The organism is Nitrospira defluvii (assembly GCF_905220995.1).
GTDB lineage: Bacteria > Nitrospirota > Nitrospiria > Nitrospirales > Nitrospiraceae > Nitrospira_A > Nitrospira_A defluvii_C.
On record NZ_CAJNBJ010000002.1, the window covers coordinates 199,414 to 222,632 of the forward strand.

The window sequence follows — 23,219 nt, forward strand, 5'->3', positions numbered from 1 at the left end:
ATGTTCAGGCAGTCAGGCAGAAGGCTACGGCTCAGAACGGATCAACAGTCCTACGGGGCAATGCCTCAGAACCACACCGACAGACAACACCTGGTGCTGCCCGTGACCGGTAGTCTCGAACCGTTCCCCGGTGAACAGGTGTCGATACACCGATCCCGGCTTCCATGATGGAACCGTGACGGCAGTGTCCTGCCAGAGATTGTCCGGCGAGGCGCCCTGCTGTTCCGCCTCCATGCTTGCCAGAAAGCGAGGAGCAACAGCCACGATTGCCTGGTCTTGATACAGTCGCGAAAAGGCGCACAGGTGGGAGTGAAAGCGTCCCTGTGAAGCCAATGGCACATAGTCGCCGTGCAGGTAGAGGTCCGCCTGTGCCCGCCGATGACGGAGCGCCTGGCTCAACAGAAACATCTTGATGCGTCCGTCTTCCCAGGAGGCACACCATGCCCGCAGCGTGGCCAGCCGATCTTCGCCTGTAGCCCGTTCGAGGCGCACGCACTCCGCCATCATACTCTCGCGGGTGGCGTAGTCGACCGGAACACGATTGTCGGGATCCACGAGCTTGAGGTCCCACAACTCCGTTCCCTGGTAATAGTCGGGAACGCCGGGCGCCGCGACCTTCAGTACCGCCATCGAGAGGCTGTTGAACATGCCGTACTTCGCCACCATGCCTTGAAATGGAAGGAATTCATTCAAAAACGGATTGCCGGAACGGCGTTCCAGCAACTTCTGAATGAATCGTGTGATGGCATCCTCATAGGCTTCGTGACTGTTCACCCAACTGGTCCGCACTTTTGCCTCTCGAACAGCCTTGATCATGTAGCGCTCAATCCGCTTGCCGAACTCCTCATAGCGCCCCGCATCCAGCGCACCGACCGGCCAAGCTCCGATCAAGGTCTGATACAACAGATATTCCACATTGCGTTCCGGGGCCGGTCCCTCCTCCAATTCGGTGCGATGCCGTTTGTTCATTCTCATCCACCGAGCGACAGCTTTTCTCCACCGGTCCGGCATCTCCGAGAGCACATTCAGCCTGGCGCGAACATCCTCGCCACGCTTGGCATCGTGGGTCGACGTAGTCGATATGGCATGGGGCCACCCCGCGTAGCGATCCCGTATCCCCTGGTGAAACTGCTCCAGCGATCGGCCGAATCGTCCTGGGTCTCCACCCACTTCGTTCAGCGAGACCAGCCGGTTGTAGAGATAGCAGACGGTGTCTTCGACCCCCTTGGCCATGACCGGGCCGGTGGTCTGCTGAAACCTCGTCACAAACCGCACACGTTCCTCGTTCGTCAGCTTCTGGGACGGCGGCAGCGAGCCCAACAGCAGATCACGCACAAACTCGAAGACCTGTCGACTCACCGCAGGATTGCGTTGAACGGCGCAGGCCACGGCCTGATGAATGAAGCGGCGATCACGCTCCAGCACGCCCTCCCGGTCCGCGGTCACATAGGATCGGTACACCGGAAAACAGGCGATGATTTCGCGCACCGCATGAGTCAGACTGTTGAGCGTGAAATCGCGATAGTGCCGATCTCGTTCCGACAAGCGATTCAACTCATGCCCGAGTACGTTGAGTTCACTGGACATCGACGCGCGCATGATGAGTTTTTTCGCCTGGTACACCAGTTCCTCGTACGACTGGCGCTGTCCAGTCAGAGTCCGGTAGACGGCCTCCATCGCCTTGGCATGGTCGGTGCGCACGAACAACCCGTTCAGCAGATTCAAAAAGTCATACCCAGTCGTCCCCGCCACCGGCCAACTGCACGGCAACTGTTCTCCCGCCCCCAGAATCTTCTCGACGACAATGAAGAGAGAGAGACGATCCTCCCCGACCTGTGGCGGCAACTCGGTCGCCGCCCAGTCCTGTAATTGTCGGAGATAGTGTTCGGGATCGTAGAGGCCGTCGACATGATCGATGCGCAGGCCGGTCGCCACCCCCTCCTTGATGAGCCGAAAGATCAGCCGGTGCGACTCCGCAAAGATCCGCGGATCTTCGGTACGAATCGCCGCCAATTCATTGATGTCGAAAAAGCGCCGGTAGTTGATTTCTTCGGACGCCACACGCCAGGAGGCCAGCCTGTAATGTTGCTCATTCAGCAACGCATCCAGATGGTCGAAACTGTCGGAGGCGCCTTTCGTCCCGTTATAGCGTTCGACGGTCGCTCCTACATACGCTCGCACGTCCTGACTGTCGGACATCAGCGCCGCCAATCGACGTCTCGCCAATTGTGTTTCCCGGTCACGCTCTGCCATACTTTCCATAGATCGTTCGCGGGCCGGCGGCAGATGACGCAAGGCCGTCACGATGCTCCTCAACTCTTGGACCGCGTGATGTTCCTCCCCCGCAGTACCGGCCAGATCATCGATGCGAAACGACAAGATTCCGGCCCAGGACGCGGGGGCGATCGGCAGCCGATGGTGGAAATATGTCACCACAAACCCGCCCTCCTCACAGACCAGTCGAATATCTTGCTGTTCGAGGGCCGTGCCGTACTGATCTCCCAGAATAGGCAGCAGAACTTTGTCGTTGAGTTCTCGCTTCAACGGGGTCCAATCCACATCGAAGGCCGAGGCATACCGAGAGCCAGGGCCGTGCTCCAACACGTCCCACCACCAACGGTTTTCGGCACTGAGAATCCCCATGTGGTTGGGAACCACATCGACCAGCAGCCCCATGTCATAGGTTTTCAAGGCCGCAACAAACGCGGCAAAGTCCGTCTCGCTTCCCAGCTCCGGATTCAACTGACCATGATCGATCAGGTCGTATCCGTGCAGACTTCCTGGCACGGCTTTCAAGAAAGACGAGGCGTAACAATCGGTGATACCAAGGGCATGGAGGTAGGGGATGAGCCGAGCGGCATCGAGAAACGTAAAGCAATGATTGAACTGCAGGCGGTACGTGGCAAGCGGAATGCGCGGCATGGCGGCTCAAACCTTCAAGCGATGGTTCAGGTCGAGGACAATCGCGGCTTCGGCACATCCTGCGGCAAGACCGCCTTCGGCACCACCGTCAGGCCGGAGGCGGTGACTCCCGGGAAAGGTACCGCGACAGTCTCATCATGACCCAAGACGAAACCGGCGGGAATCGCATTTCCACGATCAATGACCACGCGGCGCAACCGTGCCTTCGCGCCAATAGACGTGTGATCCAAAATCACGGAGTCTTCAATCTGCGCACCAGGTTCGATTTTCACATGACGACCGATGACACAGCGTCTGATGTCCGCTTCGATGACGCGACTCCCCTCCCCGATCAGCGCGTGGTCCACATAACAGTTGACCAGACTGGCCGGCAGCCCTCGCGAGGATTCTCCGCGAATCGGCCATTCGGTATTTCGGAGGTCATTCAGGGGTGTTTCGCCCAGGAGATCCATATTGGCCTGCCAGTAGGCCGGAATCGTTCCCACATCGCGCCAATAGGCGGGCTCTTCATAATAGTGCAGACCGGGAATTTCGTTGTCTCGGAAGTTGTAGGCCATCACCCGCTCCTCATGGAGCAGGCGCGGCAGAATATCCCGCCCGAAATCATGCGTCCCACCCCTGTCGGCATCATCGCTCAGCGCTCTGAGCAACACATCCGTATTAAAGAGATAGTTGCCCATGGACGACAAGGCGCGATCAGGACGCGTCGGCATCGACTTCGGCTCCGGCGGCTTTTCCTCGAAGCCGATAATCCGATCGTTGCGATCGACTTCGATGACGCCGAACCCCTGCGCGGAAGCCAGCGGCATAGGCAGCGCGGCCACCGACACATCCGCTTGGCGATCCAGATGGAAGCGAAGCATCTGCCGGAGATCCATCCGATAAATGTGGTCGGCCCCGAACACGGCAACGACGTCGGGCGAGGCGTCTTGAATCAGATTCAAATTGTGATACACCGCATCGGCCGTGCCCTCATACCAGCCGCGGCGAAGGTTCATTTGCGGAGGCACCACCGTCACAAACTGCCGATCTCCATCGCCGATCCGCCAGGCACGTCGCAGATGCTCGATCAGTGATTGCGAACGATACTGAACCATGACATGGATCGCGGTTATGCCGGAGTTGTAGAAATTGCTCAGCACGAAGTCGATGATGCGATAATTGCCCCCGAACGGCACGGCCGGTTTGCTCCGGACCTCGGTAAGCGGCATGAGGCGCTCCCCCTTGCCGCCGGCCAGAACGAGCGCCAACACCTTCGGCTGATGGGTCATGTCGGACTGTGCCATGATGCCTCCTCAGCGCGGTCCTCTCGTTTCCCGTTCAACATCCCCTCAGACGGCCCCCTTGTCCGCGGGAGCAACCGGCCCCCTACCGTCGATCCTGCGTTTCGTTACAATGCCCGCAGGAACGCCACCAGAGCTGCTTTTTCATCGGTATTCAGTTTCAGGCCACCCACGACATTAAAAAACTCGACCGTATCTTCCAAGGTCGGCAAACGTCCGTCATGGAAATAGGGCGGCGAATCCTTGATCCCTCTCAACGCGAAGGTCTTGATCGGTCCGTCGGCTTCCGCTCCGAATCGTTCCAGAAACAGGTCGTGCATCATGTGGTCCGTGTACGCCGGCGGTTGATGGCATTGGGCACAGCGCGCCTTGCCGAAAAAGAGATCCTCGCCGGCAATTTCTTGGCGATCTGCTCGCGAGCGATCCAACCGTCCCGTCATCGGATCAAGCTTCGGCGCGGGAGGAAAATCGATCATGTTCTGGATCTGCGCCATGTGCGCAACCTGCAGGCGGTCGATGATATTCATCCCCTTCTTGGCCGCGCGGATGTGATCGCCGTTGAAGTACGCCGTCCGCTGCTCGAATTCCGTAAAGTCTTCGATGGATCGCAAACTCCGTTTAGAGCCGTGAATTTGTTGATTGAACATCCCGCGAAGACTGACGGTGTCGAGACGCAACCGATCCCGCTGCGGCCGAGTGTCCGGGTTGAGATGAAATTGGCCGGTCGTATGGAAATTGACATGGCAATCTAGACAGGCTACGCCGAGACTCGGCTTCAATGACTTCCGGTCCGGCGTCAGATTGAACTCCTCTTGCGGAAACTGCGTGACCAGCATTCTCAACCCGTCCAACTGCACAGGCGTGATCAGGCCGCGGAAGAGCCGATCAAAGTTGTCGGCGCTCAGCACTTCGCCTTGTGAGACATCTCCCAGCTCGGGATGTGTCGTAAGAAAAATGGGCGGTGGAAACTCCGGCCGAAAGCAGGCCGGGAGATCGAAGTCCACATCAAATCGTTCCAGTCGAGGGAACTGTTCGATCTGTTCCTGAGGAAAGACCATGCCTCCGACTTCATGTTTGACATGGGGCAACCGCATAAACCCCTGCGGAAATGTTTTCTGCTTGCGAATGTCTTCCGCATCCATGCGGGCGAGCGCATCCCATGTGAGCCCGTCTTTCAACTTCACCGTCGGTCCGATCGGCTGAGGTTTTCCCTTCGTCATCCTGGCAGACGAATTGGTCGTGCAGTCGAGACGATACCGCTCCTGTAATCGTCTGGCCTGCTCCGCCATGACTTTCGGTTTGTCGTTGCGATCCTTCGCGACGGCTTGCTCGGCCAGCTGAGTCGTCGATTGACCGGGAGGGCCTCCGAAGAGGTCATACGAAAAATCCACCCCGGCGAAACCCTTTTCCTTTGCGCGCTCAATGGGTGAGTCGACACCGCCTCGCTGATCGGCAACTCGCTCTGCGTGGACAAGCATCCACGGCGCAATCACTGCCCCCATCGCCACTGCCGCTCCTGCCAACACTCCGGCTGCCTTTCGATAACTCTTCACGACTCACCTCCTTCGTCACTGATTGTTTCGAACTCTAGGCGCGCCGGCTCCCGGAACCCACTAGGCAGATCCCTGGATCGGACACCGAGCCGGCACCGGGCGCATTCAAGTGTCAGAACCAGGGACCCTCCTAGTGCTGCGACGGACGAGGCTTCTGTAGGGTGCGAGTAGGGCTTGGCACAACAATCAAGACTGCGGGGTAGGACGATGCACTGTCGACGTTGCGACAATCTCATGTTCCCGATCGGTTTGCAGGATTGGGGTGGCGGACATCCGCCGTACGATGTCGAAGCGTGGCGCTGCTTTGCCTGTGGAGACATCGTGGACCAACTGATTGCCGAAAATCGCAATCGAAACAGCGCCGACCGGGAAGACTATCGACGTCAAGGCGCCCGGCGACGCGCGAATGCGATCGGCCTGCTCCGATAGTGCGGACGTGAGCAGACATGAGCATGTGTCTGCGCCTGTTCGTAGGCGTGCAATCCCAAGCAATCAACCTTGCGCTGTTCTTATGGAAAACATGAAGGAGGGATTATGGTGGTCAACAGACTCATTCAATTTCAGCCACGTCGCAGATATGTCGGCATGAGTGCCTGTCTCATGGGGCTGCTCTGTCTCACCCCCGCCATGGCGGGCCAGCCGGCACCAGGCAGCACGGCCGAAGGATCGGCCCAGCTTCGAGAGGATGCCGATACATTACTGAAAGGCAACCGTTCTGTGTTAGCGAAGGTCCTGGCCATATCGTCCGACCAGATCAAGGTCGATGTCGGGGAAGTCCAGCCTCGCTTCTTGCCGTTGAAGCAAGCACACCAAAAGGGCTTCCCTGCCCTCGCAGAGGGTGACGATGTCGTCGTGGTCCTCAACGAACAAAATCTCCTGGTGGACTATCATCCGGTGGACGGAGAGTTGAGCGCGCACACAGTGATCCGTGGCGAGATCGCGCAAAACCTGCCGGTCGGCCAGGAAACGGTAGTCGTCAGATCCGCCGGAGAGGAGCGCTCGTATCAGATACGCTCTCAGGTGCGTAGTAAAGTCGCTGCGATCGCGATCGGCACCACAGCTATTTTCTTGCTGGATGAATCCAATCAGATTGCGGACGTCGCGTTGTCCACTCGTCAGAACAACCACGACTCAGGCAACCGTCACGGCGGCATGTCGCCGATCAAAGGCGCGCATCAGCAGGTTGACGGTACCGTCGTGTCTCCGTTGACTGCCAATCGGATCACATTACGGACCGGAACTCAGGCGGAACAGCCTTTTGAGGTCCGAGAAACGACCCGTCATAAATTGGAGTCCCTGAGGAAAGGGGACGCGGTGATCCTGCTCATCGACACCGACAACAAGGTCATCGATGTGGCGATCCCGCCACGGAAGGATTGAGAGACACTTTTTTAATGAGTCGCGGGGTAGCCCGCCGTGGGAGGAGGTCGACAGCCGATCGAACAATCACGTACCGACTGGGGCGGACGGCTCCCCGCGCTCAATCCTTGTGATAGTCGGCATCGGCTCTTCCCAGCGGGGGAGAAACGTTGGGGTAGGTCGGTGGTCTTGGAACATCTTGAAGATAGACCGCAATGTGACTTCTGCCGGACACCGGGTCGAGGCTGGTGACCATCGTCCGCACCTTGCGGTCCATGACGGTTTCAATTCGCTGCATCAGCTCTGCCTGACAGGAGGTGAACAGGGCCTCGTGTACCTGCCTGAGCAGCGCCCGCCCCTCCTCCGATTGAGCCAATCGTGCCTCGGCAGGAACTGATCCATTCCTGGTCAACGTGACATGGATGAGGTCTGTAGACCATTGAACATCAACATGCGAGTAGCCGGATTTCATGAACTCTGAATGAAAGTTTAAGACCGTCATCATAACGGCATATTCCACATCGGCCTTATTCGTACTCAAGCTTGCCATGGTCTGCTCCTCGGTACTCAGATGGCGAATCATCCACCAATGCGAGGACATGCATTCTGGGTCCTGCCGGTGATCGAGATATGCCTCCTGCGCGAGCGGAACTTCGCGCGCACCTACTCAGGGTAATCGTGTTGACAAGGTTATTCAATACCGTGTCCGAGAATCTATTGCTCGGCCGACGTCGCGATGGAACGGTTCAACACCGGTAAGAATCTGACCTGTTCCCTCATTCCCCGAGACACCGCAGACCCTCGATCGGCTCGGGGTGCACGCGATGGTGCACCCCGAGCCACTCTCCTGGCTAGTACGCCTTGCTGTAGGCTGCCTCTCCATCATGAGTCCACAACTTCTGGGCAGCGGACCACCACCAGCCTTTCTTGGTCAACACCGACAGGAACGTATCGACATCGCTATCGTTCACATCGCGAGTAGACATAAAGCGACAGCGATACCAGTTCACCATCATCAGATCGGGACTCACGAATCCCGGCCAGACCTTGGTTCCGCGATTGGAAATAAACTCGCACTTGAAGGGACCGAACTCGCCTTCCGGGAATGTCGGAATGCCCTGTTCGGTCACAATGTACATGTCCACACCGACAAGCTTGATCTCTTTCTTCTTGCGTGTTGCTCGCGCTGCTTCGGAAAACGTCGTTGCCATGGGTCCTCTCCTTTTCTTGTGCGATTGCGGGATCTCAGGCCTTCGCGTGCATCTTATCGACGATGGCCTGGGCATATTCGTCGGTCGTGGCGGTCCCACCCACGTCGTAGGTGACATGCTTTCGTTCGTCGAGGACGGCGAACATGGCCTTTTCGATGCGGTCGGCCGCCGCCGTCTCCTTCAACCACCGTAACATCATGATCCCCGACACCAACACGGCCGATGGGTTCACCTTTTTCATCCCGGCATACTTCGGCGCAGAGCCGTGCACCGCCTCGAAGATCGAGCAGTTGTCGCCGATATTGGCACCAGGGGCAAAGCCCAATCCCCCGACAAGGCCGGCGCAGAGGTCAGTGAGAATATCGCCATACAAATTCGGCAGCACCAGACAGTCGAACTGAGCCGGATTTCTCACCAGCTGCATGCAGCAGTTGTCGACGATCACATCACCGATTTCGATCTCAGGATACTTCTTCGCGGCTTCGCGGAACGCGTCGAGAAACAATCCGTCGGTCATCTTCATGATGTTGGCTTTGTGCACGCAATACACTTTCTTCCGGCCGTTGGCTCTCGCCCACTGGAACGCAAAGTCGGCGATACGGTACGAGCCGGGCCAGGTGATAACTTTCAAACACTGCGCCACTTCGTCGGACACCATATGTTCGATGGCCGCATAGGAGTCTTCCGTGTTCTCACGGAAATTGATGATATCGATCGTATCCCACGGTCGTTTCAGCACCGGAATCAGTTTCGCCGGGCGGACATTAGCAAACAAATCGAACACCTTGCGCAGCGTCACGTTCGCGCTCTTGTGCCCGGTCCCGATCGGGGTGGTCGTAGGGCCTTTCAGCGCGACCTTGTTCTTGGCAATGTTCTTGATGGTCTTGTCCGGAAGCAAGGTACCGTACTTCTCTAAACAACCCAATCCGATCTCTTCGTATTCCCACTTGATATCGACGCCGCTTGCGTCGATCACCAGCCGCACCGCTTCGCAAATCTCAGGGCCAGTACCTTCTCCTGGAAGCATCGTCACGACATGTTGTGCCATCAGTGAACCTCCCTTACGCAGCAAGGATGACCGGACCATCCGCTCCCCCGCTCGCCCAATCACGTCTTGCAAGGGCGATTCCAGCAAATCGACCCTCGCGACTGGCCGGGGGCAGTTCACATTTCCCGCACAATGTATGGAATTCTCGAAACGGGTTCCCCGCTCTGCGCGCCGTCCCCATCCAGGTCGTGCACACATACACAAGAGCCGCGCGCACTGTGCATCTGTGCTCACTACCGGCAGGAGGTGCGAAAGATCGGAGCTATGGTTGTCCCGCAACTTCAGCGACGAACGATTTTGCGAGCGGCCGGCAATAGCCGCCAAGCTGTGGAGACCCAGTCACAACCACGACCCCATAAGGGCCCGCCGCCTCACGGGCGCGGCAGAATGCCGCATCCGGACTCTCCACAATTTCTGCGGCCACGCGAGAGGAGGCACGCCAACGTTCTGCAATCATCTGCGGAGCCACGGCCCTCTCAGGGGGATAACAGGTCACGATGACTCGATCGGCACTTGCACCGGCAAGGGAACGCAACATCTGCTCCCATTGCGCATCGCGGCACATAGAAACGAGCCAGACGCAGCGGCGGCCTTCGAAGGTAGTCCGAAGCATTGTCGCCAGCCTGGTGGCCGCCGAGGCATTGTGCGCGCTGTCAAGGACAATGGTCGGGGTACCTGGGAGCACCTCGCAGCAGGCCGAGAGATTCATCTCACCGAACAATCGTGCGATTTCACCCGCATCGATCTCCGGCACTAAACCTCTTCGGCGTAACACGTCATACGTCATGAGGGCATGCGATGCATTGGTCGCCATGAACGGAGCCGGCGAAGTGAGGCGCACGCCGGCAAGAGTCGCCGAGCCCACCTGCAGTGTGCAGCGCCCGGTGTAGCCGGTACGCACAAACTCCTTCACATCGTAGTCCTCTCCGCTCACCAGCAACGGAGCCTTGAGTGCTGCTGCTCGTGAGAAGATCACGGCACGCGGCCCATCCGGCATCGGCCCACACAGGACAGGTGTGAGTGGCTTGATAATTCCCGCCTTCTCGGCGGCGATCTGCTCGAGCGTCTCGCCGAGCATCTCCGTGTGGTCATATTCAACGTTCGTGATGACCGAGAGCTCTGGTGCGATGACATTCGTCGCATCCTGCCGCCCGCCGATCCCCACTTCGATCACCGCATAGTCCACCTTCGCCGCGCGGAAGGCGAAGAATGCCGCCGCGGTCAAAAACTCAAACGGAGCGAGTTGAAGCCCACGCACGTCCAAGAAGGCTTTGACGTGGTTACAGGCATCGACCAGCTCCTCCTCGCCGATGGGCTGCCCGTTGATGGCAATGCGCTCTCGAAAATGCAGGACGTGCGGACTCGTATAGACACCTACCGTCAACCCGGCGGCCTGAATTAACGCGCCGATCATGCGGCTGACCGTCGTCTTCCCGTTGGTGCCGGTCACGTGGATCGACCGATATGCCCGATCCGGACGCTTGAGCTCGTGCAGACAGCGGGACACGGCTCCAAAGTTGACGGTACCGTCGGACGGCCGGCCCCGTAGGATGCAGGCGACTTCGACCTCCCGTAGCATGTTCGTCACCTCGGCATAGGAGGAGAAGGGCACGGTCCAGGAAGGCGGAAACGTTCGCGGACGCCGGCTATGCATACTCACTTCTTCCCCGCTATGAGTGAACATCCATCAGAACAGGGAGCATGTCCGCCGGCGGGTACCCGCGAGATACTGATGCACCTCGCCGGCCGGCCGCGTTCACAGCCATGACGCGCCTGTTTCCATCACCTGCCAGTCGAGAGGTATCCAGGCTTATGCCCGCGGGAGGATCGCATCGCCGACCGGCCTCTCGATGTCGACGATCGCAGCCCACCCGCTGGTTCCGTGGTAACGGTAGTATTGCCCTTCGGACGGTTCACGCGCGATGAGCAGAACCCATCGATTGTTCAAAAGCTTCTCGAGAATCGGTTGTCGTGCAACGATGGCCATGATCCGATCTCGCGGCGCTTCGATAATGGCCGTCAACCGCATCGGCTCATGGTACGCATCCCCGCCACGCATGACAGTCTGAGTCGGCAATCCCATACGGAGATCGCTCTGACTGCCCGTCATCACTCCGATGCCACCGGTGACATTGTGATAGATCTTGCTGCCGCTCCCATAGACATCGGGAGCCACCGCCGAGAAGTAATACTCCATATTGATCCACTGAGCGACGATCAGGGGGGCGGTCATGATGGTTTCAAGCAATCGACCGTCTACGTCCTCCAGGTGGTCATAGGAGTGCAAGAAGGAGCGTCCCTGCAGATCGGCCGACTGCGTCAGCCGTCGGTCGCCGACAATAAACACACTATTGCGCGCCAAGCCCCACTCGGGACGTACCTGCGCCCAATCGAAACTGCGCCGTTCAATGTCCTGTCGTGCCGCACGCGATTCAGTGCCGGATGTTGCTGCGGTCAAGGCGACCCACCGCTCTGCCGAGGCCGCCACGCCGGCCTCATGGACATCTTCCAAGATTTGCGCGAGTTCCTTCCGATGGGTGGACGGCACATCTTCGAGATCGGATACCTGCACCTCATCCGTCGTCGTATTGTGGAGCGCCGCGACAAAATGCGTATCGGGAGAGATCGCCAGGCCACGGGCCGCTAACATCTCTCGAACCTGCGGACGATTCGCCATCATGGCGAATGCACGCGCATTGGGAAGCCCCTGTCCTCCGCCACAGGCGCCGCAGTCCAAGGACGACTCGTAGGGATTATTCTCCGAGGTGCTGCCATGCCCACAGAGCACCACAACTCTGGCAAAGGAGCCGGTCAGCCCCATCAGCCGCAGGGACGTTTCGACATAATAGGCCTGCTCATTGAGGGTAAACCCGGTTCGGGTAATGCGATCCAGCCGAGAACGAGTACCCCGATAGGTGAGACGGCACTCCCGGCGCAGCATCGCAAGAGCCTCTGCTTCTTCCGGGGACGATAGCCCCAGCAGCCTGCCAAGCGCCCCGGGGGGCGAGAGGACTGCTTCGTCGTCTGTGAGGACTTGTCGCCTGATCTCATCCAACACAGCACCCGTCACTCGACTCCCGGCTCGTCGTCCGTGTTTCCTCAGCCACCAGGCAATCTGCAGACGTTGTTCGGCAGCCAGCATGTCTTCGGCTTCGGCGGTCGAAAACTTCCCGACCGTCAGTGTCGTCGCCACCGCCGGCATGATCATGGACTTGATCCATGCGCTAACCCGATGATACCAGCGAGGACAGAGCGTCTTGCCGATGAAAGGCAACAGAAAAAACCAGCCGATCGCTTCAACCATGACATAGGGCGTCACGACGTTGTGCTTCAGATCGTGGAGCAGTTCATGTCCCGCTTTGACGAGATGCGTACTCTGCTTACGCCGCTCTGCTCGCGCGTCCTGATACGTTCTGGGGACTTCCCGAATCAGATGTTTTGGTTTCAAGAGGACCGGGCAGAGAGCCAATTCCGGCTGCTCATCCAATGCGCGATAGGAAAACGGCAGCCCGAAGAAGCCGGCAAATCCGAAGGTTTCGTAACCGCCGCGTTGTTCAAGATGTCGCCGAAACACCTCAGAACGCACATCGATACAGAAGACAACCTGTGCCAGGGGTCGCGCAGACTGCCGACCCGGTGTCAACGCTCGCTCGTCTCCATCATCGGCGGCATCGAGCTTTTGCAGCACCTCGTCCTGATGGCTCCGTTCAAACGCCTCCAACCATGTGAGGCGCTGCTGCCGAGGGGTGAAGGCTCGGAGCCAGGCGAGCAGCACAGACAGGTCGTGCGGCTGCGTCGAGGTGATGAGGGGCGCCGGCACCCCCAAATTTTCTGCGATCGTCAACAGGAGACGAGCCTCCGCAGTACCGGTGCGGTCACCGGGACGCTGTTCCTCAAACCAACGCCGACATTGCTGCTCCCAGGCGCTGGGATCGGAAGGCGTCCCTTCTGGCTGGAGACGTGCGGCGTCCGACACGATTCTCTTGGGGAGGTGTCCGGACACGGAGGCCCTCTTGAACCACAGGGTATAGGGAAACCGTCTTCCGTACTCGCGAACGGCGACTGCACTTCCCTCACAGCGCAACGACTTGTGGCAGGCCGTCGCGACAAGCTCTCGCTCATAAAACAACCGAACGGCGAGATACTTCACGAGATCGATGCGATAGGCGAGTTGCCAGGCATGCGTATCCTGCTCTTCACGCCACTTAATGAACCCCGCCCAGCCGGGCAGCGCGGCCAGATGCAGCGACAAGTACTGCTGCCAGGTTGAATGGGGCACCTGAAGCATCTCCAGCGATTCAAGCACAACGTCTTCAGGACGGTCGGCAAGCGCCAGAATTTTGGACGACACCTGTTTGATGCCTAAGCATCTGAGGCTGAGGTCATATCGCGCCGCAGCTTTCCATGCTCGAAAGAACGTTTCTTCTCGCCTCGGCATGGGCCAGGCTGCATCACCTTCGTCGCAGAATGCCGCGCACCACTTGATCATCTGGCGATTAATCTGGTCTGTAATATCGGTACCGAGCGTTCGATCACACCAGGTGGCCATCGTTTCCTCAGATGACCCCTCTTCAACTGCGCAAGGGGCGCCCGGCTCCGTCTGTTCTCGTGCCTCCCAGGAAGGAGTCCTGCATAACCACTCGGTCACGTTCGAGATCATGACCTCGGCTTCCTTGCTGGAAGGCTCAGCCGTCGCGTCTCCGCCACATAACTGAGTGGCGTGCCCCCTCGCAACCATTACGGCACGGAGCACATCTCGATGGGAGAACACATGACCGCCGAAGGTGATCTGCTGGTCGGTCGCCAGCGGCTTCAAGACCGCCTCAAGATGGCGCGCCTGGATACGGCCGCTCCGGAATGCCTCTCGATAGGCATCGGAAGACAGAGTGCCTGATCCTCCGAATAGCTGCTCCCCGCGCTGAACGGCATCCTCAAAGCTCAAATCTTCCAACCCTTGAAGCGGATTTCTCGCGATCACCGATGTCATCGGCCAGACCTTTGCGATGACTTCTCCGGCCAAGCTGACATAGGTCCGTAACTCCATTCGCTGCGCGTCGGTATACCGCATATCCACACCATTCGTTGTGTTCATGCCGTGCTCTCACCTTCTCCATGGGTAATGAGCAAGAACGAGGCCATCTCGATCACTCTTGGCGAGAGACGACGGATTCCATTCAATTTCTCAGGAACGGACGGATTCCGTGGTATCGCCCCGACTGCATCGGCGACCGTCGGCAAGGCCCGATCGTGCAAGGGTACACGTACGTGCAGGCTCGCACGTACGTGAAATATCTTCATCTGTTCGGCATCGGAACTCGATGATTGAAGGGCGGGACGAGGTGCAGAGCGCTACATGTGTCCAAGCTTACGTAGAGTCTCCATCCCGCGCCCTTCGTCTTGAGCACGGCCGGCTCGTTCAGCGGTCGTGGTGAGGCGCAACTCCGTGATGATTTGTGGGATCGTTGTGGCGCAGGAGGGAACCGTACCGGTGCAGGGCACGCAACCCAAGCTTCTGAATCGGGTGCCGGAGCCACGGTCGAAATAGGGCGTCGGCAGCTCAATGTGCTCATGCTCGAGATATTCCCAAATGTTGAGTTCGGTCCAATCGAGAAGGGGATGGACTCGAATATGGGAACCAGGGGGAAACATCGTCTGGTATTGATCCCAGAGCTCAGGCGGCTGGTCACGAAAATTCCATTCTCCATCCTTGCCGCGCAACGAGAAATACCGTTCCTTAGCCCGTGTGCCTTCCTCATCTGCGCGAATGCCGAGGATGATTGCGGAGAACCCGTGGCGCGCGATGGTCTGTTTTAGCGCCTCGACTTTCATGGCGGTGCAACAAACCACCCGGCCCCGGTCAGGACCCATGCCGTCAGCCAGCGCCTCCCTGTTCTGGCCCACAACGAGGTTCAACCTCCATTCACGGCACAACCGATCTCGATATTGGATCAGTTCCGGCATCTCGTACCCGGTGTCGATGTGTACCAGTGGGAAGGGCACATGGCCGAAAAAGGCTTTACGCGCCAGCCATAAGAGAACAGTTGAATCCTTACCCATAGACCACAACATGGCGAGATGATCGAAATGCTTATACGCCTCACGCAAGATGTAGACACTCTGATCCTCCAGGTCGCGCAGATGTCGCATGCCGCCTCCTTATGGCGCACAATGAGATCGATTGAACGTTATTCACCGGCGCGATCCCAGGGCTCCCCTCGATCGCGTCCGATCAGTCACAAGACCGGTTGTGCAAGATAGGTTCCTGTTATCAAGACGCCCGGGCCCGTACGCAGGACGACCGACCATCCGGACGAGGACATTCGGAACACAGGACAGATCGCCATTCATCCGACTGGACCTGCTCAGACGTGGCCATCGTGGCTCGATCGACCCCGTGCGCGAGCAGACTCGGTCCGCACACGCGTGTGTCTGCGCACTCACGCTCGACTCAGCACGGCTCGTTCGGCTCAACAGGGCTTGTGGGAGGGAAACATCAAGGAGGCGTGAGGAAAGGTGAGCGCTGGAAGGACCTTACCCCTTGCGTCGCCGGTCAAGCATCCAGCGTGTGATTCCCAGATACTTCGCTGCAAGAGTTTTATTCCCGTCGGCCCGCGCCAACACCGCATGAATGATGGCATCCTCGAGGTCGGTCAACGAACGCTCCCCAACCTTAAACGACAAGTGAACCATGAACGGATCGGCCTCAGCGGCAGGTACCGCAGTCGGCGCGACCGCCGGGACTGTCATGGGCGCCACTGCCGCAGACACGTCGTTCGGAAAATGAGCGGCATCGAGCGATGGGCCGTTGCAGAAGATCACCGCTCGTTCGATGAGGTTGCTTAATTCCCGCACATTACCGGGATAGTGATACGCCTGAAGCACTTGCTTGGCGGAGTCGGTCAACTCCCGAACAGGCTTTTTGAGCGCCAACGCCGACCTCAGGAGACAGTGTTCGGCAAGCGGAATAATGTCTTCCGATCGCGCGCGCAAGGGAGGAACGGTCAGCATGACCACGTTCAGACGAAAATACAGATCCTCCCGAAACTCCCCCTTCGCGACGGCTGCCTTGAGATCACGGTTGGTCGCGGCCATGAAGCGCACGTCGACGGGCACCGTCGTCATACCTCCGACCCGTCGCAGCGATCGCTCCTCGATCACACGCAGTAACTTGGCTTGTAAGGCCAGTGGAAGATCCCCGATTTCGTCAAAGAAAACAGTGCCCCCTTCGGCCATTTCGATCAGCCCACATTTCCGGCCGGCTGCGCCCGTGAATGCTCCCTTCTCGTGACCGAACAGCTCACTTTCGAACAGGTCTCTTGGAATTGAGGGGCAGTCAACCTCCACACAGGGTTTGGTTCCACGTGCACTGTTGTAATGGATCACCCGCCCCATGTATTGCTTGCCGGTTCCTGTTTCACCTTGTAACAGCACTGTCACACGATCATTGCGCACGAGTTCCTGCACCTGAGCCAGAAAGCTCCTGGTGACAGGACTCTTGGCGATCACCCGATCCAACGCATAGCGCGCGGCATCCTGGCCGCTGTGCAACTGCACCTGACGCTGAAGGGTCAGGAACTCCGTCACCCGGCGCAACGTGTGGAGCAGATCATCCATATCGATGCTCTTCGCCACAAAATCGAACGCGCCAAGCCGCATGGCTTCGACCGCATCTTTGACCGTCCCTCTGGCCGTCAGCACGATGACCGGCAATGTCGGCGACATCTGTTTCACTCGGGCCAGCACATCCAGCCCGGACAGATTGGGCATCACCAGATCAACAACCAGCACATCCGGCTCGAACGAACGGAGCAAGCCGAACGCCTCCTCACCAGAGCCGGCCGTCTGGACCACATAGCCCTGGTCTCGCAACCGTAACGCAAATGCTTCGCGAACGGAGGCTTCATCCTCTAAGAGCAACAAATGCCATGGCATGTTAAACGCCCCCGCATTGACGAGAGAGATCGCGCATCACGGGCCGACCGTCACCGGCCAAGGCTTGGCTTCGCATCCTACGAGACCTCGTGCTTCACCGGCAGCCACACATCAACCACCGCTCCGCTCCCTGGGGGACTTTGAATGATGAGTTGACCATGATGACGCTCCACCATATCTCGGGTGATCGTGAGCCCGAGGCCGACCCCTTTCGCCTTCCCGTTCGTGAAGAACGGCTCATAGATCCGTCCCAAGTCCTCGGCCGGTATCCCCTTGCCCGTATCCGCAAATCGCATCAACACCCCAGGCACTCGCCGGACGTCCGGCGTGAGCGTCACATGCAAGTGACCGCCGTTCGGCATGGCATCGATGGCATTCATCGCGATGTTCAAGAACACTTGTAAAATATGGGCCCTCGATGCATCGACGGCCGGCAGGTCGGGCACAATGGAGCTCCTGATGAGAATCTGGTGTTTAACTAAGTTCGGACGGAGCAACGTCAGTGTATCCTCCAACACCGACGCCAGGTCGCAGGGAGCGATATCGAACGGCCTGGGCCGCAACTGCCCCAAATGAGATTCCAAGAGTTCATCGATCCGAGCCGCCTCCCGGGCGATCAACCGGCAGCGGTCGCGAGCCTCCTGTGGCAAAGACGTCTGCTCGGCCAGATGTGTCGCCAGGCTCCCTAAGCCGATGAGCGGATTGCGCACCTCGTGCAGAATGCCGCCGGCAAGTTGCCCGACCAGCTTCACCTGCTCTGTGTGACGAAGGGCTTCCAACATCTGTTCCCGCTCGCTCAGATCGGTCAGGATCGCCATGAAATACTGGGTCGTCCCGTCGAAGGCCTTAACCGGACTGACACGTTCCCACACCAAGAACTCAGATCCGTCTTTTCGTCTGTTCATAAACCGTTCGACGAAGGGGTGGCCGGAGCGAATGGATGCCCACAACCGTTCGTAGAATTCCGTCGGATGCTTCCCGGACTTCAGAATGGTCGGGCGCTGGCCCAAGGCCTCTTCGCGCGTCCACCCGGTCATGCGCTCCAGGGCCGGATTCCATTCCAAAATTCGGCCGGTCGTGTCGGTCATCATCACGCCGTCCTCCGCGGAGGAGAATAGGCGATGATAAAAATCCATCTGTGTCTCTTCATGCCATCGGCGCTCCAGGACCGTCCCGATGGTGTTGGCCATGGTGCACAAAAACTCCTGCTCCTGCTGACTGAACTTGCGGACCCGCTTCGCATGAGCCGTCATCACCCCGTAGACCTTGTCCTGAACCAGCATGGGCACACACATCCCCGAGACTGCCCCATGTTCGGTGAGCAATCTGGACGGAGAAAATCGAGTCTCTTGCCGGAGGTCGTCGACCACGACCGGAACCCGCTCCCGGATCGCGTAGCCGGCTTGGGAATGCGTGCCGCCTTCGATGGTGAGCTTGCCGATGAGATCCCTCTGCAACCCGACCCCCGCCATGATGTACAGATGGCTGTCCCGCTCGCGCGGCACCAGGATCTTGCAGAGTTCCACTTCCAGCGCGGCCGCCGTTTCCCGCACCGCCTCATTCATCAACGCCTGGGCCGACAGGCCGCTGACCGCCAGAGTCCCGATGCGCGCCAACGCCGATTGAAATCGCGCGACGTGCGCCGCCTCCTGTGCGAGCGCGATCCGCTCGGTCACATCTTCCAATACCATAAGGACACCGCGCTCCCCGCGGTAGGGCACCACATTGAAACGGCAGGCATAGTAGAGTCGCCCGCCGTCCCGAGTCTCCAGCGTGTATTCAGCCGTCTTTCTGGCTCCCAGCGCTCGCGTGTTCCAATCGATCGCGTCATCCAGAAGGCGTCTCCGCAGGGCATGTTCCATACCTTCCACCGGGGACTGCGCACGTTTCACCAACTCGGCGAATTGTGAATTTTCGAAAATGAGAAGGCCACGGCAGACGAAACAGAGGCCGCCGTGGATACAGTCGCTCAGCCAGGCCAGCACCTCAGCGGCGGCGAGTTCCGCCCCAACCGGTCTGGAGACCTTGGAACGGTTACGATGGGTAGAGGCCATGACGGTCGCGCTTGGTGGAACAGACTCGAGTTTCGTTCGGCAGACTCAGACACGCCGGGTCAGTCTCCCCGGCGAGTCTCCGCCCGTCCAGGGTGAGCATCCGGTCCTGAGGCCTGCTACTGACCCACAAAATGATCACGCCGCGTCACCGCGACATCACTGACGAACATGGCACCGGAATGTTTGTGAAAGAGCGGCCCCAATCCAGCCAGAATCGGCTCGATGCGCTCTTCCGGCACAACGGTGAACACGATCACCTGGCTGCTGGTGTCGTCGAACAACAAGTGCCCTTCATGGAACCCGTGATGTCCTTTGCCCGAGACGTTGTTGATGATCGTGTAGCCGGTGGCGCCGACTCGATCGAGCAAATTCGTCACTAACTTCAGGTGCTCCCCCTCGACCACGATGCGGATTTCTTTCATCGGATGCAACGTCAGCATACTCCGGTCCCCCTCTCCTCCTCTATTCGACATCCTTCGCTCCCCCACACTATCGGCCCTCATTCCATTCTGCCGTGCCTGAGGGGCGTGAGGCGGACGAGGTTTCGCCTTGATGCGATTCCACACAGTCCATCGGGACAGCGGATGCCACGGCGTCAGCCTCTCCAATCAAATTCCCCTCTGCGTCTTCCAACACGGGTCGCCAACCCTGCATGATGTCGTAATGATAGAAAATCGCCTCGGTCGGCTCACATACCACCAGCGTCACCCACTCATTCTGAAACAACCGCTCGAGTCCGGGATGTTTCGCGATCACGGACTCGACGCGGGCGCGTGGCGCCTCGATCACGGTCAGTAAGCGCATCGGCTCATGATAGGGACGCGGTCCGTCCAGCACGGTCTGCGCCGGAAGACCCAGTCGAAGGTCACTGCTCGCTCCCGTCATCACCCCCACCCGCCCGACGATGTTGTGATACACCTTGCTCCCGCTTCCGTAGACGTCGTTGTCGACCGTCGAGAAATAGTGCTCCATGTTGATCCATTGAGCCACGATGAGCGGCGCGGTCATGATGGCTTCCAGCAGTTTTCCCGAGTCGTCTTGTCGATAGTCGTAGGAATGGAGGAATGCCCGCCCCTGGAGATTCAAGGGTCGCGTGAGATCCCGCCGCCCGATGATCAACAGGTTATTTTTCGACAGCCCCCACTCCGGACGAACCTGAGCCCAATCGACGCTTCTCCGGCTGGCTCTGACGTATGGATCTTTGCGTTTGGCCTGAACGACCGGTCCATCCAATGCCGCACCCCGTTCGCGGGCTGCCTGCTCACCCGCCTCGCGGAGGTCGTCTAGCAATCGCACCAGGTCTTTGCGATGTGTGGCCGGCACATCTTCCAAGTCGACAATGCGGACATCATTCCTAGTCGTGTCGTGCTGCGCGGCCACAAAATGCGTATCGCCGGGAATCTTGATGCCGCGGGACTCCAACACCTTGCGCACGGCTTGATTGTTGGCCATCGCCGCAAAGGCCCGCGCGTTGGGGAGGCCGCTGTTGCCGCCGCAAGCGCCGCAGTCCAGGGCGGATTCGTAGGGATTGTTGTCCGACGTGCTGCCGTGGGAACACATCACGACCAACCGTGCGAACCCCGACGTGAATCCCATCAGTCGAAGCGCCGCCTCCACGCCGTAGGCCTGCTCGGATACGGAGAATCCATGCTGGGTGATGCGCTGCAGCCGGGAGGAGAGGCCACGAGGCGTCAGCGTGTATTCACGACGGAATCGTTCGTACAGCGCCTCAACCTGGGCAACGGTCATTCCCAGACTGCCAGCGACCGCCTGATTCCTCTGATCATCCTGCTGCTCCATGGCGCCGAGCCTGATGTTGTCGATCAACGAGGGGGTGATCGCGGAACCGAGTTCGGGGAACTCCTGCCGCAGCGCGGCACGAATGGCGGCGCGCTGTTCCACCGCCACCATTTCCTGCGCTTCTTCGCGGCTTAGCTTGTCGATCGTGAGGGTGGTCGCCAACGGCGGCAACCACAAGCCCTTCACCCAGGTCGTGAGGCGGTGATACCAGAGGGGGAAGAGGGTTTTCCCGAAAAACGGCACGCTGAAAAACCACCCCAGCGCTTCCACCATGACGTAGGGGGTGATGACGTTCTCCTTGAGATCGTGCAGCAGATGGTGGCCGGCATGACTCAGTGTGGCGAACAGCCGATGCCGGCTCGCCGCCGTCCCATGGTAGCTTCGAGGAATCTCACGGATATGATTCTTCGGCTTCAGCAGCACGGGGGCATGCGTCACGGGAAGTTCTTCCCCGAATGCTTGGTACTTCACGGGAATGCCGAAAAAACCGGCCACGCCCAACGTCTCATACCCGCCGAGCTGTTCGAGATGCCGCCGGAACACTTCTGAGCGCACGTCGATACAGAACACTATTTGCGCGAGAGGGCGCGCAGGAGCCGCAGCCGCAGCGCGGCCGTCACTGTCCCGCAGTTGCCTCGCTACCCCGCTCAACTGTCCGACCACATCCACACGTTGTCGTGTTTCAAACGCTTCCAACCAGCGTTGGCTCTGCTGCCCGGCAGGAAAGCCATCCAACCAGTTCAGGACTGTGAGCACATCCGAAGGCGAAGTCTGGGTCACCAGCTCGGGATCGACGCCCATGGCGGCCGCAAGGGCCGACACTCGTCGAGCGTCCCGCCTGAAGATATCGGCGCGGCGCGCCCCGGCAGTCTGGTCATAGACTTGCCGCCCGAACTCATTCCACTCCTCCTGAGTGGCCTTGTTATGTTGTTGCTGCCATATGCGCACTTCGGCGGCCACTGCTCCCGCCAGTACCCCATCCACCAACTTCCGCCTCAGCCAATGGCCATAGGGAGCCTGCTCGATGTGGCCACGGATGGCGTCAACCTGCCCCTCGATGTTCAGCCGCTGCCGGCAATGCAGGTTGACAAATTCCCGTTCGTAGAACAATCGCACGGCCAGATACTTTACGAGGTCGATGGGATACCGTGCCTGCCAGGGGTAATGCGGCTCTTCCGATCGCCACTTGATGTACCCGGTCCACCCGGGCAAGGCCGCTAGATGCAGGGCGAAATACGACTCCCAGGCAGGCTTGGGAATACCCATCGCGGTCAGACTATGCAGCACTCCCTCTTCAGGTCGATCATCCATGGCATCGATTTTTTTCGCCGCATCCCTCACACCCAACAACCGCAGACCGGCATCGTACCGGGCCAATCGTTTCCATGAGCGATAAAACGTATGCTGCCGCTCCGGCATGACCCAGGACGCTTCCCCCTCGTCCAGAAACACTCCGCACCATTTCACCATCTGCTCGTTGATGTCCGACACGATCGACGTCCCTAACGTGCGATCGCACCAACCCGACAGAGTCTCCTGCGAGCAGAGATCGAGGGGTTCCCAGGGAAGGAGCGATTCCGGCTGCATGGTCCGGGTTTCGCCGACCGACTGCGTGAGCCAGGCCGCGAGGTGATCCGTCGCTTCATCGGAAACCGGCGAATCGAGGACCGGATCGCTGAGCCCATGCATCATGGACAACCGCAGCACCTCCAGGTGCGATAACGGGCGTCCGGCAAACGTCACCTGGCGATCCCCTGCAAGCGGAGTCAAGACCTGCGTCACATCTTCCGGACGGATGCGGCCCTCGGCCACATAGCGGCGATAGATCGTACTCGGAAGGTAGCCTTTGCCCCCGAGGAGCTGCTCACCACGCTTCACGGCCTGATCGAACGGAAGCTCTTCCAGGCCATGCAAGGGGTTATGGTGGATGAACGTCCGCATGGGCCAGTAGGAGGCAATGGCCTCTCCTGCCAGTTCCACGTGAGACCGCAATTCCATCCGCTCTGCATCGGTGAAAATGCGTCGTTCAAGTGCCATGCATCGACTCCATTCGGCTC

The 23,219-nt window shown here is 59.1% G+C and carries 16 protein-coding genes; 3 read left to right on the plus strand and 13 right to left on the minus strand.

Annotated features, from left to right (window positions below; translation table 11 throughout):
• Positions 1-24: 24 nt before the first annotated feature.
• The 3 genes from treY to KJA79_RS08365 form a co-directional block, all read right to left on the minus strand.
• On the minus strand, positions 25-2,922 hold the full coding sequence (gene treY, locus KJA79_RS08355; protein WP_213041580.1) for a malto-oligosyltrehalose synthase: 2,898 nt from the start codon (positions 2,920-2,922) through the stop codon (positions 25-27).
• A gap of 26 nt (positions 2,923-2,948) precedes the next feature.
• Positions 2,949-4,208, minus strand: a complete 1,260-nt coding sequence (gene glgC, locus KJA79_RS08360) for a glucose-1-phosphate adenylyltransferase (RefSeq protein WP_213041581.1) — start codon at positions 4,206-4,208, stop codon at positions 2,949-2,951.
• A 104-nt stretch (positions 4,209-4,312) separates the two neighbouring features.
• Complete coding sequence (locus tag KJA79_RS08365; RefSeq protein WP_425518107.1) at positions 4,313-5,683, minus strand: cytochrome B6; 1,371 nt, start codon at positions 5,681-5,683, stop codon at positions 4,313-4,315.
• 282 nt (positions 5,684-5,965) lie between these two features.
• Here KJA79_RS08365 and KJA79_RS08370 point away from each other — a divergent pair, with 282 nt between their 5' ends.
• Together KJA79_RS08370 and KJA79_RS08375 are read left to right on the plus strand one after the other, a co-directional pair.
• Positions 5,966-6,187 (plus strand): hypothetical protein, encoded by a 222-nt coding sequence (locus KJA79_RS08370; RefSeq protein WP_213041583.1) that lies wholly within the window; start codon positions 5,966-5,968, stop codon positions 6,185-6,187.
• Positions 6,188-6,292: 105 nt separating this feature from the next.
• Positions 6,293-7,138 (plus strand): hypothetical protein, encoded by an 846-nt coding sequence (locus tag KJA79_RS08375; RefSeq protein WP_213041584.1) that lies wholly within the window; start codon positions 6,293-6,295, stop codon positions 7,136-7,138.
• A gap of 100 nt (positions 7,139-7,238) precedes the next feature.
• Here the strand turns inward: KJA79_RS08375 and KJA79_RS08380 are convergent, their stop codons facing one another.
• From KJA79_RS08380 to KJA79_RS08400, 5 genes are all read right to left on the minus strand, one after another.
• Positions 7,239-7,667 carry a Na-translocating system protein MpsC family protein gene (locus KJA79_RS08380; protein ID WP_213041585.1) on the minus strand — a complete coding sequence of 143 codons (429 nt, stop codon included), beginning with the start codon at positions 7,665-7,667 and terminating at the stop codon, positions 7,239-7,241.
• A gap of 301 nt (positions 7,668-7,968) precedes the next feature.
• Complete coding sequence (locus tag KJA79_RS08385) at positions 7,969-8,328, minus strand: isocitrate dehydrogenase (RefSeq protein WP_213041586.1); 360 nt, start codon at positions 8,326-8,328, stop codon at positions 7,969-7,971.
• A gap of 34 nt (positions 8,329-8,362) precedes the next feature.
• A complete protein-coding gene (locus tag KJA79_RS08390; RefSeq protein ID WP_213041587.1) occupies positions 8,363-9,376 on the minus strand; it encodes an isocitrate/isopropylmalate dehydrogenase family protein in 1,014 nt (337 codons plus the stop codon).
• Between the two features lie 262 nt (positions 9,377-9,638).
• Complete coding sequence (locus KJA79_RS08395) at positions 9,639-11,030, minus strand: bifunctional folylpolyglutamate synthase/dihydrofolate synthase (protein WP_213041588.1); 1,392 nt, start codon at positions 11,028-11,030, stop codon at positions 9,639-9,641.
• 156 nt (positions 11,031-11,186) lie between these two features.
• The gene (locus tag KJA79_RS08400) at positions 11,187-14,468 is read right to left on the minus strand and encodes a DUF2309 domain-containing protein (protein ID WP_213041589.1); all 3,282 of its coding nucleotides are present in this window, start codon (positions 14,466-14,468) and stop codon (positions 11,187-11,189) included.
• Between the two features lie 20 nt (positions 14,469-14,488).
• Between KJA79_RS08400 and KJA79_RS08405 the strand changes: the two genes are divergently transcribed.
• Entirely contained in the window at positions 14,489-14,698 is a 210-nt protein-coding gene (locus KJA79_RS08405; protein WP_213041590.1) for a hypothetical protein, read from the plus strand.
• Positions 14,699-14,725: 27 nt separating this feature from the next.
• Here the strand turns inward: KJA79_RS08405 and cysD are convergent, their stop codons facing one another.
• The 5 genes from cysD to KJA79_RS08430 form a co-directional block, all read right to left on the minus strand.
• On the minus strand, positions 14,726-15,523 hold the full coding sequence (gene cysD / locus KJA79_RS08410; RefSeq protein ID WP_213041591.1) for a sulfate adenylyltransferase subunit CysD: 798 nt from the start codon (positions 15,521-15,523) through the stop codon (positions 14,726-14,728).
• Between the two features lie 384 nt (positions 15,524-15,907).
• Entirely contained in the window at positions 15,908-17,308 is a 1,401-nt protein-coding gene (locus KJA79_RS08415; protein WP_213041592.1) for a sigma-54-dependent transcriptional regulator, read from the minus strand.
• 77 nt (positions 17,309-17,385) lie between these two features.
• Positions 17,386-19,362 carry a PAS domain S-box protein gene (locus KJA79_RS08420; protein WP_213041593.1) on the minus strand — a complete coding sequence of 659 codons (1,977 nt, stop codon included), beginning with the start codon at positions 19,360-19,362 and terminating at the stop codon, positions 17,386-17,388.
• 116 nt (positions 19,363-19,478) lie between these two features.
• The gene (locus KJA79_RS08425; RefSeq protein ID WP_213041594.1) at positions 19,479-19,802 is read right to left on the minus strand and encodes a P-II family nitrogen regulator; all 324 of its coding nucleotides are present in this window, start codon (positions 19,800-19,802) and stop codon (positions 19,479-19,481) included.
• A gap of 49 nt (positions 19,803-19,851) precedes the next feature.
• Positions 19,852-23,199 (minus strand): DUF2309 domain-containing protein, encoded by a 3,348-nt coding sequence (locus tag KJA79_RS08430; RefSeq protein WP_213041595.1) that lies wholly within the window; start codon positions 23,197-23,199, stop codon positions 19,852-19,854.
• Positions 23,200-23,219: the final 20 nt, after the last annotated feature.